Origin of the sequence: Gardnerella sp. DNF01199S, assembly GCF_049244155.1 — a bacterium.
GTDB lineage: Bacteria > Actinomycetota > Actinomycetes > Actinomycetales > Bifidobacteriaceae > Bifidobacterium > Bifidobacterium piotii.
In genome coordinates this window covers 412,267-426,444 of record NZ_CP058380.1, presented here as the reverse complement: position 1 = coordinate 426,444, position 14,178 = coordinate 412,267, and the positions used below count along the sequence as shown (strand labels likewise).

Below are 14,178 nucleotides of genomic sequence, written 5' to 3'. Positions count from 1 at the left end.
AACATGCGGCAAGACACCGACTATCAAAAATACACCTACCCCTGTACTAACGTCAAGAGCTAATCTATAAAGTCGAGCTAAACAGTAGAAACTATTGTACTCAAGCCTTATACTTTGGGCGTTTTTAGTTTTCTGACTCGTCTGTTTTTTCTTGCGACTCGTCTTTTTCTTGCGACTCGTCTGTTGCTTCTTGCGATTCATCGGTTTCTTGCGACTCTTCCGCTGGCTTATCTACTGGCTCATCTACTGAAAAATCGCCAGCAAACGCCGCATTCGCAGCATCCTCACTAATCGCAGAATCCGCAGAATCATCACCATCCGCAGAATCCTTACCGCCGTCCAAACTTCTGCGCAAAGACTCCTCAAAGAATGCCGAAGATGCCGCAGCCGCCGCAATCTTAGCCAACTTAGCGCGAACATCCGCACTAGACTCCTGCTTAACTGTAGGCGCAGTGTCCGCAATGCTTCCGTGGCCGTGCTTATTGGTCTTAATAAACGGATCTCCGCCCTTAAGCGCATACGGATCCGCATACTCCGAAGACACAGTCGGCTCGTCGTGAAGAATAAACCCGCGGCCTTTGCACGTTGGGCACTCCTCCGAGAACGCCTCAACAAGCCCCTGCCCAACGCGCTTACGCGTCATTTGTACAAGGCCAAGAGACGTAACTTCCGCAACCTGATGCTTTGTGCGGTCGCGCGCAAGACACTCAACAAGACGGCGCAAAACAAGATCGCGGTTTGCTGGCATAACCATGTCTACGTAGTCGATCATAACCATGCCGCCAATATCGCGAAGTCGCAGCTGGCGCGCAATCTCTTCGGAAGCTTCCAAATTGCAACGAGTCACAGTCTCTTCCAGCGATTTTCCGCGGCCAATAAAGCGGCCCGTGTTCACGTCAATCGTTGTCATTGCTTCCGTTCGGTCAATAACAATCGAACCTCCTGCAGGAAGATAAACCTGGCGCTCCATGCCTTTTCTAAGCTGGCTGTCGATTTGCCACTTGTCGAACACGTCTTTACCTTCATGCTCTGCAGGATCCCAGTACTCAATCTTGCTTCGCAAATCAGGCGCCATCATCTCCAAGTATTCGCAAATGCGGTCGTACGCGCCCTTGCCTTCCACAATCATCTTTTGGAAGTCATCGTTAAAAATGTCTCGAACAACGCGAATCGCCACGTCTGGCTCGCCTTGCAACAGCTTTGGACGCTTTCCGTGCAAGAATTCCTGACGCTTTGCTTCTATGCGATCCCATTGCTTTACAAGCGACTCAAGGTCTTTTTCAATCGCATCTTCACTAGCACCATCGGCAGCAGTTCTAATGATTATGCCCATGTCTTTAGGCGCGATTTTGCTTACGATTGCGCGAAGTCTGCTGCGCTCTCGGTCGGATAGCTTGCGACTTACGCCCGTCATCGCTCCAGACGGCACCAACACCAAGAACCTTCCAGCAAGCGTTACTTGCGATGTTAGTCGCGCACCCTTATGGCCTATAGGGTCCTTAGTAACCTGCACTAAAACAGGGTCTCCCGCCTTAAACGCAAGCTCCATTCTTCGCGGCTGACCTTCTAGCCTGGTTGTATCCCAGTTGACTTCGCCAGCGTAAAGCACGCCGTTTCTAGCCTGACCAATGTCTACGAATGCAGCCTCCATGCTTGGCAAAACGTTTTGCACGCGGCCAAGGTAAATGTTTCCAACGGTTGCAACTTCTTGAATGTCGGAAACGTAATGCTCAACAAGAATGTTGTCTTCGATTACAGAGATTTGCGTGTGACGATCGCGTTCGCGCACAACCATAAGTCTGTCAACGTTTTCTCGTCTTGCCAAAAAGTCTTGCTCCATAAGCAAGTTCTGGCGGTTGCGCTCTCTGCGATTATCGCGGCGGCGCTGCTTTTTGGCTTCCAGCCTTGTGGAGCCTTCAATATCTGTGATTTCGTCAATATATTGCTGTTTTCTAGACCTTCGACTTTGCGAATCCGCCTCTGCAGAGTCAAATCGCGATTCACTCGTGCTTGAATCATCTGCAATCTTGGATCTGCGACGCCTGCGCCTACGCGTGTAAACTTCTTCGTCTTGAGATCGCAATTCTTCTGGGTCTGGAATCAAATCTCGGTCTTCTTGAGAAACCTCAATTTCGTCTACGCTGTACTTGCTTGACGCCGAGTTAAAGGAAGAATCCTCGGATTCTGCAGATTTATTGGCATTATCTGCTCTATCTGCCCTATCTACTCTAGAGGAGCGCCTGCGACGCCTGCGCCTTGTTACAACACCATCCTCGTCATCTTGCAAATCGGATTCTTTTGCGTAGACTTCATTTGAATCTGCGCGATCAGCGCGATCTGCACTATCTGCTCGATCTGCGTTATCAGCGCTATCAAAGTTATCAACGCGATTTCGAGCAAAATCTCCACTAAAATCATCCTCAAAATCGCTATAGTCAAGTCTTCTAGAGGCTTTTCCAGCTTTACGATTTTCTATTGGCGCGTAAGTTATATCGTCGTATTCAAGGTCTTCTTCGATTTGCTCAACCTCGGCAGCAGCTCTGCGCTCTGCAGCGTTAAGTCTGCGATTTTTGCGCGATTTTCGGGCGTTCTGGCTTCCATACTCGCCGCGCTCACTTGCTTGCGATTCATCTTGATTTGCATTCTTATCTCGCTCAATTTGAGCGTTTTTCTCGTCACGATTTGCTCTAGAACGCACGCGAATCAATTGCGTATCGTCATCTTGCAAATCATAATTCTCGTCAAAACTCTCGCGGCTGCCTTTAGCTTTTGCAGAAGACTTGCTCGAGCGAGTCTTACGCGATTTTTTAGAATTGCGATTTGTGTCTTCACTAAAATCGTCTTTGTTTTCAAATGATTCGCTAAAATCTAAACTATTGTCTGTTGACTTGCGATTATTACGCGACTCGCGGCTATTTCGCCTACTATCGTCTTTACTGCTAGAATCTCGCGAATCTCGCGAATCACGACGGCTGTGCGAATCGCGCTTATTACTGCTTGAATCTTCGTAATCCGAATCCGCATCGCGGCTTTCAGCAGAATGCTCGCGCTGAGGCAAAACTGGCTCTTGGAACAAAAGCGATGTTATTGGTCGCAAATGTGCTTGAGATTGCTGCTGTGCATAAGAACTATCTGCCGCAGAATCCGCAACAAAAGGCGCAGAATCCGCCGCCGCTACTCCAGAGCGCAAATCTTGAGTATCTCCGCCTTCAACGTGCAACTTCATCGATTCGCCAGCAGCTCCTGCAACCCTAACTACACGCCTTCCAGCGCGCCTGCGACGCACGCCGTTAGCAGCATCTTTAGAGCCCGAAACAACATTAACAACGCCGCCAACTCTAGCGGAAGTAGCATTAGGATTTACGCTAGCATTAGAATTCACGCTAGAATCAGCACCAGCATTCTCGCTAGCACTAGAATTAGCATTTTCATTTTTATCTTTTTTATTATCGTCTGCTTCAAATACGTTGAAGCTTTCTCGCGTTACTCTGGGCACAATGCTCCTAGCGAAACGCTGCAATCGTCTCGCGCTCTTAGCCTGGAATGGGCACGCTTATGCGAGCCACCCCTCGGGCTGTTAATAAAGTCTAGCTGCGCGACAGCGGACACCTGCCTCAATAAAATCATGCGATAAAACGCGCGAGGGGATCGACGCCGTCGAATGCTTTGGCGGCTTGCAGCGCCACCGTTCTCTAGTATGCCATATTGCAACGTCAAACAACATACGCTCTTAAAAGTCAATTTCGCATTACCCCAATCGCAAAATCAGCGCTAAAATCGTTTGCATGGGTTTAATCAGCGCTATGCAGGGCTTTTGCGTAATCGGCATCGTAATTGCCGCAGGCTATGTAACCGCACGTCTTCGCATCGGCGGATCGCAAGCACAAATGGTGCTTAATCGCGTAAGCTTCTTTGTTTCTAGTCCTTGTTTAATGTTTGCAATCCTTGCAAAAGAGCCAATTTTTGAGATTTTCCACTCGTCAATTTTTGTTGCGTTTTTCTCCGCAATGATTGTTGGAATCGCATTTGTTCTGCTTAATCGCCTGTTCTTCCACCTTCCTGCGGCAGATTGCACAATCGGCGCGCTTAACTCGCTTTACTTAAACTCAAACAACATTGGCTTGCCTGTTGCAACTTATATTCTTGGAAATCCCGCGCTTGTTGCCCCGATTTTAGTTATGCAGCAAGCTGTTTTTACGCCTGTTGGACTAACGGTTCTAGACGTTACAACTACTGGAAAGTGCTCGCTTAAGCGCATTGCTCAGCAGCCGCTTAAACAGCCACTTTTAATCGGTTCACTTGGAGGAATTATTATTTCGGCAATTTCCGCAAAAGTTGGATATTTCCCTGTTCCGAATTTTCTTTACGACCCAATCAAAATGATTGGCGATTCCGCGGTTCCTATGATTTTGATGGCTTTTGGAATGTCGCTTTACGGCAGCAAGCCGCTACAAAAGGATTCTAATCGCGCTGCGATTGCGACGGTTGCGATTCTTAAAAATCTGATTATGCCAATTGTTGCGTTTTTGCTGGCTTATTTTGTTATGGGCTTTAGAGGTGCTACGCTCTACGCATGCGTTGTTCTGGCGGCTCTTCCGACTGGTCAGAACGTGTACAATTACGCTGCACGATACAATGTTGGCTTGAGTTTTGCGCGCGACGGAATCCTGTTTTCTACTATTACGAGTCCGATTTTTATTGCGCTAATCGCAGCAGTTTTAGGGTGACTAATTCTCCCGCATTTTGTAGCTGATTCACAGCGTGTCGCGTCGTTAGCGCGGCCTAAGCGCGCTAACGCCTTCGCTTGCGTTGAAAGCACACCGTGCTTTCAACTTTAAGCAAGCTCAGCGCTCCGAATTGCCTTCGCGCGCTACGCTTTAAGCGCGAAGGCATGTCGGAGCGCAAAAAGCGCACAGCTACCTTTGCGATGCTAGCTCATTAGACAATTCGTTAAGTATAGCTTTTCTAGTCCACGCACTCACAGTCATCTTTCTACGCTTCGCATCATCTTCGATTAAATGCCAAACAGTATCACTCAACCTAACAGTACGCGGCTTCAATGGCTGAGTCTCATCTTCCCAAGCTCTTCCAGAAAACTCTGTAACAGTAGCACCAGAAAAATTGCCTTCCGCTTCTGCAGCCCACTTGTCAACAATATCGTCCGTAATAACGAATCCATTTTCTGCCGTATACGTATTCCTACTCATCTTGCATCCCTTATCTCTTGTAAAAATCCTTTTGTAAGCCGATTCGCATGAATTATAAGTATTGCATTGTTCTCAAGCTTTACAAAAAAACAAGCGACATATTAAAAGCTAAGCAATCACAACACTTTGCAATCATCTTGCTTTTTGAGCAAGAAGCAGTTTGCACGCTTCTCGAACAACGTCCCCAACTTTCACACCCTGCTTATCAGCAGAAGCCTTTAGAGCCTCCGCATCTTCAGCAGATATGCGGAAAGTTATAGGCAGCATAGCTTCTTCATAAAGAGGCGGTCTGCCAAGCGGCTTTTTAATACGTAAATTACCAGCTTTTCCATGATATATGCCTTTTTCAGCATCATTTTCCCATTTATCAAGCATTTCATCGGTAACGTCAACGCCACCTTCACCGCGAAAATTAGCCATAATCACTCCTAATATTTCGTATACGAAATGTTATCACATTGTGCCAGAGATTATCAAAATATGGCTAATCGAACTAATCAAAGCATGCAAAAAGCCTAATGCAAATTGGCGCAAAGCATGTAAAAAGCATACAAAAAGGCCCTTGCGCGCATTACACACAAAGGCCTTTATCATATATATAGCTTCTACGCGTTCAGCACCATTCAGAGCTAAACACAGCCAAATAGCTTAGCGGCGAATCTTACGGAACGCTGCACCAGCACCAGCCAAAACGCTAGCAGCCAAAGCAGTCAAAGCAACACCAACACCACTATTAGGCAAACCACTAACACCACTCTTCACAGTAATGTTAGTCCAACCAAGCTGATTGCCCTGCTCATCAACAAGAACAACCGTATGCTTGCCAGAATAACCAGCTGGGAACATGGCATCAAACTGAGGCTTACCATTAACCAAGCGAACAGTCACATAATTAGCACCATCAGCACCCTTAAGAAGACGTGGGCTAGAGTAAATGAACGCATAAGCCTTAGCAGAACCATCACGGTTCAAGCGATCAAGGAACGCCTGGTTAGAAATACTCAAAGTCACCCTGTTCACAACGCCAGCAACAACAACATTATTAGCACCAGCCGTAATCATGCCCTTCAAAGCAGGCAACAAGTCAGCAACAGAAGCAGGAGCCGCAGGAACACCAGCAGCAGGAGCAGACTGAGATGCGCCAGCAGGAGTCGAAGCGGATGGAGTTGTTACAGACGGAGTCGAAGATGGAGTATCATCCGATGGAGTTGAAGGATTAGACGGAGTCGTATGGTCTGGTTCCACAGGATTCACTGGCTTTGGAGTTGGAGTCACTGGCTTTGGAGCTGGTGGAACAACTGGATCTGTATTCTTCTTTTCACCAACAAGCTCGCTCACATCAGCTGGAGTCAACTTATAGTCAGCAACCTTATCACCGTCAACATGTGCGAGAGCATCATGAACGTTAAACTCTGGAGCCTTTGGTTCTTCCTTCTTAGGATTCTGAACTTCCTGAACCTTAGTTTCTTGCTTTACAAGCGTTTCCTCAGCCTTAGTTACACCCTTATTAGCAGCCTCGAGAAGATTCTTCTTGCTCTTGAGCTGCTTCTGCAACTTTCCAAGCTCCTCAGCAGCCTTATTATAAGCTTCGGAACCAGACGGGCCAGTCTGTTGCTTTGCCAACTCGTCAAACTTTGCTTGAGCGGTCGCAACTTGACCTTCAAGAGCCTTAACATCGCCGCGAATAGTTGCAGCCTGAGTGTAAGCCTTAGCCACGCTCGTAGCCTTATCATTCAACTCGCTGAAAGCAGTGGCAATCTTTTGAGCGTTTTCCAACTGTTCTTGAAGCTTCGTTTTTTCAGCACCAGTAGCCTTATCAATCTTAGCTTGCAAAGCCTTAACACTACCTTCAGCCATCTGCTTCATGAGCAACGCGTTCTGAGCCTTCTGGTTAGCTAAATCTTGAGCCGCCTTAAACTCGGCATCTTCCTTAGTAGTGTCAACCTTTGGTTCTGGTGCTGGAGGAGTCTGGGGCTCGGCCTTATGTTCGTCTGGGTTGGCTGGAATCTCTGGCTTAGTATCATTGCCGTTCTGGTCATGGTCCTCATCAAACATGTGAGGGTCGAACTTTGGCAATGGCTTATCACTACCATTATAATTCTTATGAGTATTATACATTTGGTCGTAATAATTCTCATACTCATTTTCAGTGTTCTGGAGCTGGTCCCATTCCGAACCAGAGCCATAAATGTCATCTTCTGGCTTAACGGTTGGAGTTGTTACAGGAGCGGGCTTTGGAGCGTTGTTAGGAACCTCATCAGGGTACCCAGCTGGAGCCGTTACAGAAGCGTTAGTTGGAACCTCGTCAGCAAAGGCGAAGCTACCAACGAATCCGCAAGATACCACGATAGATGCGGCAGCTATACCAGCAATCGCTTTCTTATTTAACATGATCTTCCTTTCTTCTTCCTTCTCACGTATAAGCGTGCGAAGAGAGCAATCGCAAGAATACAACTGAATATTCTCGCAATCTAAGCCCTAAAACATGGACTATCAGCACTTAGAATACCCCCCCCCCGTAGCCCTAAATCAATATTTTCACACAAAACACGCGTCATTTTTTACAAAAAAACTTTTACAAAAACCAGCCTCATTCTTAAAGGAGTCGAATTCGACCCCTTTAAAATTCGGATTGTTAATACTCTCCCACAATCCCCATGAATCACAAGCAAAATTACAAAATCAAGCACAAGCCATAAAAACATCTAACAACTAGCAGAAAACTATCATGCATCAGCGCATAAACGTCATTTTATAAGATTTCACAGATAAGAATCAACAAACTCGGATTATGATACAAACACACTACACAAACACACAAAACCGTTGAAAACACTATGTTTTATAGTATATATTTCACGAAAATCAATGTCAATATATGCTGATTTTTCACCAAATCAAGGGTAAAAATATGCCGATTTTTCACGAAAATCGAGGTACAGCGCAATTTTACATTTAACAAAAACTAGCAAAAGCTGGAAGTCTACTTCCAAATTCTGCAAAACTAGCTAACATTTGGAAATCTACTTCCAAACTGCGGATCTCTTTGCGCAGCTACCTTCACACAACTATCTTCGCGATGCTACTTTTGCGCAACTACTTTTGCGAGGCAAGAGAATCAAGGCGAGCACGGAAGGACGGCCAATCAGTGCGCATTGCCGTAAGTAACTTCAGCTTTGACACATCGTCAATCGGCACCCACTTAATCTCCATGCTCTCGTCGTCGTGCGCACACGGATTCACACAATGCCCTGGCTTTTCAAACGCGAAAACCGTTGTATAACGCCAATTTCCATGACTTTCGCAATACGCTCCAACAACATCAATATCTTGAGACGTTATGTTCGCTTCTTCAAACGACTCGCGCAACGCGCCCTCAATCGCAGTTTCGCCATCAGATATTGCGCCGCCAGGAATCCCCCACGTGCCGCCTTCCGCGCTCCAAAGCGCGCGATGTTGCATAACAACGTGAGTCACGCGCCCAGTGGCATCGTCTCGCCTAGCAAGCAGCACGCCAGCCGCGCCATTATGACCCCAATGCTTGCGCCCACAATCGCACATAACCCATCCGTCTCCTGGCTGATGCACGTTTTCTTTAGGCACTTGCGTGGAAGCTGGATCGTCTTTAATCGCCTCGCCCTCTAACTTGCGACTATTCCACAAATCTGGCCAAGCGTACCCAAGCTCCGAAACCATCTGCCTTAGCAGCGGCAAGCTGATTCCAAGAACTCCATGCGGATCTCCCTGAATTCCCTCAATAAAAGCTCCGCCAAAGCCTTCTAGCGTAAAGGATCCTGCCACTTCCAGCGGCTCGCCAGTTTCTACGTACGCGCGAATTTCCTCATCGCTCATATGTGCAAAAGTCACGCTTGCGCGGCTCACTTTGCACACGGTTTTGCCACTTTTTGCGTCAATTAAGCAATGGCCAGTAAACAATTCTCCAGTTTTTCCGCTCATTTGCTTGATTCGCGCGGCGGCCAGCGCAGGAGTATGCGGCTTACCGTAGCATTCGCCGTCTAGCAAAAACATGGAGTCGCAGCCAACAATAAGCACGCTGTTGGAATCAGAAGAAGACTTATTCGCGTGCGCAAAATCGTGAATATCAAAAGTCTTAGTAGGCACTTTTACGCCCGAAAAATCGCGAGTTTGCGCGGTATCTACGTTATGCGTTACGTCTGATTGCGAATCGTCTGCCAAAGCGCTACTAGCAGTTTCAGAAGATTCAGATTCTGCATTCTCAGCCTCAGACTCAGCCTCCAGCGGATACCCCACAACCAAATCTCCACTAGCCGAAGCCGCTGCATTTGCAACAAGCTTCCACGACTCATACACTGCAAAAGCCTTTGCTCGCGCCAAAATCGAAACGCGCTCCTCGGCACTCATCTGCTCCACGCTAACGCCTCGCGCATTTGCAGCATTACGCAAAGCCGCTGGCTCATCTACCTCACTCACGTGAATCACAGGAATCACACCTGCAGCAGCCAGCACCGCTCTTCTTGCAGGAGACTGAGAAGCCAAAATCAACGAAACTGTCATATTCCCCTCTTTTTACAACTTCAAACAAATTATTCGCAAATTATTGCAACACAGCTTGTAGTTGGCATTGCTCATTATGCATCTGAGCATCTCTCAAAATTAAAGACTGTAAATACTTGCTTTTATTTGGCAGGCCATCTCTCTTAGCTGCGCGAGAAATATACTCACTCCAAGATTTTGGAACACGAAAACGCTCTTGTACACTTATTTCGCGCTTTTCCTTTGAGTTTGGTCTACCTGGTCCAGATAAAGATGCAAATATTTCAGTTGCATCGGAATCTTCAGAAATCAGAGTTTGCATAATTTTTGCGGCATCTTCGCCTGAAAATTGTGCTACAGGTGGATTATTTGGAGCAGACACATTTTCATCAGCTAAATTCTCATAAATATCCATTTCAATCACCTCATTTGCCCCATTTTTTCCAATATTTAAACCATTTATCAGTCAAATGCTCTACGTGAAACACAAGAAAATCTTTACCTTGTGGCCTTGCAAGCACTTCAATTAAATCATCTTCCCACGCACCTGGATGCCTTAAACATATAACTAAAGCAACAACTGTTCCCTCCGAGCTAGGTGGATTTGACACGTCATTAGGATTAACTAAGGCAAACCATACAGGTTTAGCCATAGCTCTTCGTATCTCTTCCTCATTTAGATGATCTTCATCAAAATGTTTGTACGCAGATTTGGGATCAAATCTAATAACCATTAATTAAATGTACCACAATTTATTGACCTGACAATTATGCAAATGTTTTGCAAGCTACGCGCGAGATGCCGTTACGCCGTGCGAGTCGATTTTTACGTGCAAAATCTTCCAATCGCAGCCACCTAAAAGCGGTTTTGCAATTTTTTCTATTTTTCCAGCTACAGTTTCCGCACTTTCTATTTTTCCGCTTACATTAGTAGCGTTATTTTCCTCTACGGAAGCTTCCGACTTTTCCTCGTAGAACACCGCTGCGCAAGATCCAGCTCCCGAGATTGCAGCCGCAAACCCCTTGTCTCGCAAAGCTTTTACCAAATCCCAAGTTGGTTGTATAAGACTTGCTCGGTATGGCTGGTGAATAGCGTCTTGAGTAGCCGTAAAAAGCAAATCGTTTCTGGAAAGAGTTGTTTTTGCGCAAGAATCGCCAGAATCCGCAGAATCGCAAGAATCAGCAAATGCGCTAAAATCACCAAAATCACCAAACGCAATCGGCAATAAGCAAGCGCGCGAAACGTTAAACACAGCATCTGCATATGGCACTTTTTCTGGAAGAGCTTGACGAGCCATTTGCGTTGAAAGAGTAAAGTTCGGCACAAAAATCGTTGCACGAATTTGCTTAGAAACGCCGTATCGAACAGTGTGGAACTCATCACCATTCTTCCAACTGGTTGTTAATCCGCCAAAAACCGCTGGAGCAACGTTGTCTGGGTGACCTTCAATCGCAGCTGCAAGCTCAAAAATCGCCTGCTTGTTAAGATTCCCATTATGCGCAAAAGCCCAAGCTGCAGCCACGCCCGAAACAATCGCACTGGCGGAAGACCCCATTCCGCGCGCTTGAGGAATGCGATTATGCGCTTCTAGAGTAAATCGCAAACGCGGCAAGCCAAACGCTTCGCACGCTTTGCGAAACGCGCGAACAACAAGATGCGTCTCGTCTTTTGGCAACGTATCTTCGCCTTCGCCATGAATAATCACGCGAACATCTTGCGAATCATCAAGCGAATCATCAAGCGTAAAAACTAGCGAATCCGCATAGTCAAGCGCAATTCCTGCAACGTCAAATCCCGACCCAAGATTTGCGCTGGTTGCTGGCACGCAAACTGACACACTGTTGCATACTGGTTTCATTTCGCACCTTTTCCACTCGAGCAGCCTATCAAATTACTAAATTATTCAATTACTCGATTACTCAATAATTCGCAATGCAAGAGGCTTTGCACACACAACATCCACTTTTTGCAAATCGGCAAGAACCGCTTGCAAATCCGCCTCTGTGCAATCTTTTACAAGCACGCGCAAATCGCCAGGGCCGCTGATTCCGCAAGCTGGGCAATCGCCTTCGCCATCGTATTGAGTTTGGCAAAGCATAGGCAATCGTTCCGCGTTTACACCGTGCTCCTCAAACACATCCATCACTTCGCCGCAAAGCGCAAGCGAAGTATCTTCCATGCTGCATCGCACAACAAAATCCGCACGAATCGAGCGCGTAGAAGCCAAAGACTTAGCGTTATACATTGGCACGCTAGCATCGTTGCAGCCGCGCGCTATGTTTCTAGCAGCTCCAACAATATCTCCAACAACCGCGCTTGCTGTTGGAGCGCCACCAGCGCCGCGGCCGTAAAACATAAGATCATCCGCCGCTTGTGCTTTAACAAAAACGGCGTTAAAGCTGCCATGAACGGAAGCCAGCGGATGCTCTTTGCTAACCAACGCTGGGTAAACACTTGCGCTCACTGCGCCACTCGAATCGCAAGCAACCGCCGCAAGCAGCTTAATCACGCGATTTTCTGCACTGGCAGCCGCAATATCTGCTGCCATAATCGCGCTAATTCCTTCAACGCTAACGTCATCAATGCTTATTGGCATCTGGAATGCAAGCGTTGCCAAAATCGCAGCCTTATTTGCTGCATCAAATCCTTCAACGTCTCCTGTAGGGTCCGCCTCCGCGTATCCCTTTTCTTGAGCTGCTCGCAAAGCCGAATCAAAATCAAGGCCGCGCACTGTCATTTCGTCAAGAATGTAGTTTGTAGTTCCGTTTACGATTCCAAAAATTTGCGTGATCTTGTCGCCTACAAGCGACTCTCTAAGCGGACGCAAAATCGGAATTGCGCCTGCAACAGACGCCTCAAAGCTTAAATCGACTCCGTTTTTTTGCGCGCACTCGTAGAGTTCTGGACCAAACTTTGCAAGCAATGCTTTGTTTGCTGTTACAACCGATTTTCCGCATTCTAGCGCGGTTTTTACAAATGTGTGCGCTGGCTCCAAGCCGCCAATTAGCTCAACGATTATGTCTATATCTTCGCGTTTACAAATCGCTCCTGCATCTGCACTTAAAAGATCTTTGGCAATCCATGGCGCGTCCACGTCTTCTGGATGCAAGCACGCGACTGCAGCAAGCTCTAGCGGAGCGCCGATTCTTGCAGATAGTTCAGCGTTTTCTTCCACTATTAGACGCGCTGTTTGCGATCCTACTGTTCCAGCGCCTAAAAGACCCACGCGAATTGGATCTGCGGCAAAGCAATCGTCATTTGCACATTGAGCGCTTTCTAAATTGTTTTTGTCTAACATAGACGCCTCCTAACTTAAATCAATATTCAATTAAATCAATCCAATTTACACAAACAGCACAAACATATTCAGCTTGCACAAACAGCACAAACAAATTCAGCCTACGCAAATAGCCTGCACAAACAGCTTACAAATTCACCCTACACAAACAGCATAAGCAAATTCAGCAAAACGGACGCAATCAAGAATCCCATAACGCCAACAGTTCCATAAAGTGCTTTTGTTCCAGCGCTCCCACGAATCTCTAGCGGCGAATCGTAGAATTCAAGATACCTCTTGCGACGAGCAAGAAGCACAATTCCAAACACAAACATAACAATCATAAACATTGCGTAAAGGCCTATAAACATAAATCCAGGAGCCAAATCCGCAATCTCATGAGTGTTCAAGTTCTCAACCTTAATAAGATCTCCATTTGAATCCATCATGTTGTTTGAAATCCACATTGCTATAACGCTTCCCTGGAAGTTTACAATCATGTGCAAAAATACGCTGTACCTAAGCTGCGATGTACGAACGTACATGTATCCAAACACAAGACCAAGCCCAAAAGCGTAGAAGAATTGGAACATGTTCATGTGGAAAAGCGCAAACGCCAATGCAGAGAACACAATCGCGCGCTTTTCGCCATACACGCGCAACCTGTCTATAATTTGCTTTCTAAACAGCCACTCTTCCACAACTGGAGCTAAGAATACAACAAAAAGCAGCGTTTCCCACACGTTTCCGCCTGCTACAACGTCTGCAATCCTATTCTCGGCTTTTCCGCCAGAAATAAGCGCGGAAGCAACAAGCCCAATGTAACTTCCTGCATACATTATTGGCACGCTAACAGCAAAGAATCCGCCAAATTGGCGCAAAGACATAGTAAACTTGCGAGTTTTTACCGCTGGTGTACGCCTTAGAACAAGCATTGCAAGCGGCAACGCTATTAGGTATTGCGCAACATCCGAAGAAACAAAGGAGCTTAGCGAAGGTGTTAAAACGCCTTTTGGAACAAACACACTAATCAACTCGCCGATTAAAAGCGTTGCAAGAATCCACGTAAATAGGAACACGCACAGCGACACTCCTACAGATCCTTGACGCCTGCGCGCAATCGTATACGCATCTGGATGCTGCTTGTTTGCAAGCTTACGCTGTTTACGCATTTTTAC

At 46.6% G+C, this 14,178-nt stretch carries 11 protein-coding genes; 1 reads left to right on the top strand and 10 read right to left on the bottom strand.

Translation table 11 applies throughout. The features are described from left to right. Positions 1-124: 124 nt before the first annotated feature. Entirely contained in the window at positions 125-3,496 is a 3,372-nt protein-coding gene (locus HXT45_RS01705) for an Rne/Rng family ribonuclease (RefSeq protein WP_421782037.1), read from the bottom strand. Positions 3,497-3,785: 289 nt separating this feature from the next. Between HXT45_RS01705 and HXT45_RS01700 the strand changes: the two genes are divergently transcribed. Next, the gene (locus HXT45_RS01700; RefSeq protein ID WP_421782035.1) at positions 3,786-4,727 is read left to right on the top strand and encodes an AEC family transporter; all 942 of its coding nucleotides are present in this window, start codon (positions 3,786-3,788) and stop codon (positions 4,725-4,727) included. A gap of 189 nt (positions 4,728-4,916) precedes the next feature. Here HXT45_RS01700 and HXT45_RS01695 read toward each other — a convergent pair whose 3' ends face one another. The 9 genes from HXT45_RS01695 to HXT45_RS01655 form a co-directional block, all read right to left on the bottom strand. Further along, a complete protein-coding gene (locus HXT45_RS01695) occupies positions 4,917-5,207 on the bottom strand; it encodes a hypothetical protein (RefSeq protein WP_415697480.1) in 291 nt (96 codons plus the stop codon). A 132-nt stretch (positions 5,208-5,339) separates the two neighbouring features. Further along, complete coding sequence (locus HXT45_RS01690) at positions 5,340-5,627, bottom strand: hypothetical protein (RefSeq protein ID WP_004129832.1); 288 nt, start codon at positions 5,625-5,627, stop codon at positions 5,340-5,342. 228 nt (positions 5,628-5,855) lie between these two features. Continuing rightward, on the bottom strand, positions 5,856-7,598 hold the full coding sequence (locus HXT45_RS01685; RefSeq protein ID WP_421782033.1) for a hypothetical protein: 1,743 nt from the start codon (positions 7,596-7,598) through the stop codon (positions 5,856-5,858). A gap of 705 nt (positions 7,599-8,303) precedes the next feature. Then, the gene (locus HXT45_RS01680) at positions 8,304-9,743 is read right to left on the bottom strand and encodes a Maf family nucleotide pyrophosphatase (RefSeq protein ID WP_421782031.1); all 1,440 of its coding nucleotides are present in this window, start codon (positions 9,741-9,743) and stop codon (positions 8,304-8,306) included. Positions 9,744-9,783: 40 nt separating this feature from the next. After that, positions 9,784-10,137: a hypothetical protein gene (locus tag HXT45_RS01675; RefSeq protein ID WP_018646327.1), complete on the bottom strand. Its 354-nt coding sequence runs from the start codon at positions 10,135-10,137 to the stop codon at positions 9,784-9,786. A gap of 10 nt (positions 10,138-10,147) precedes the next feature. Then, positions 10,148-10,375, bottom strand: coding sequence for a hypothetical protein (locus HXT45_RS01670; RefSeq protein ID WP_219722708.1), 228 nt, complete (start codon positions 10,373-10,375; stop codon positions 10,148-10,150). A gap of 135 nt (positions 10,376-10,510) precedes the next feature. Then, positions 10,511-11,581: a homoserine kinase gene (gene thrB / locus HXT45_RS01665; RefSeq protein WP_421782028.1), complete on the bottom strand. Its 1,071-nt coding sequence runs from the start codon at positions 11,579-11,581 to the stop codon at positions 10,511-10,513. A 57-nt stretch (positions 11,582-11,638) separates the two neighbouring features. Continuing rightward, entirely contained in the window at positions 11,639-13,021 is a 1,383-nt protein-coding gene (locus HXT45_RS01660; protein ID WP_421782026.1) for a homoserine dehydrogenase, read from the bottom strand. A gap of 140 nt (positions 13,022-13,161) precedes the next feature. Continuing rightward, positions 13,162-14,172 carry a CPBP family intramembrane glutamic endopeptidase gene (locus HXT45_RS01655; protein WP_415704607.1) on the bottom strand — a complete coding sequence of 337 codons (1,011 nt, stop codon included), beginning with the start codon at positions 14,170-14,172 and terminating at the stop codon, positions 13,162-13,164. Between the last annotated feature and the right edge of the window lie 6 nt (positions 14,173-14,178).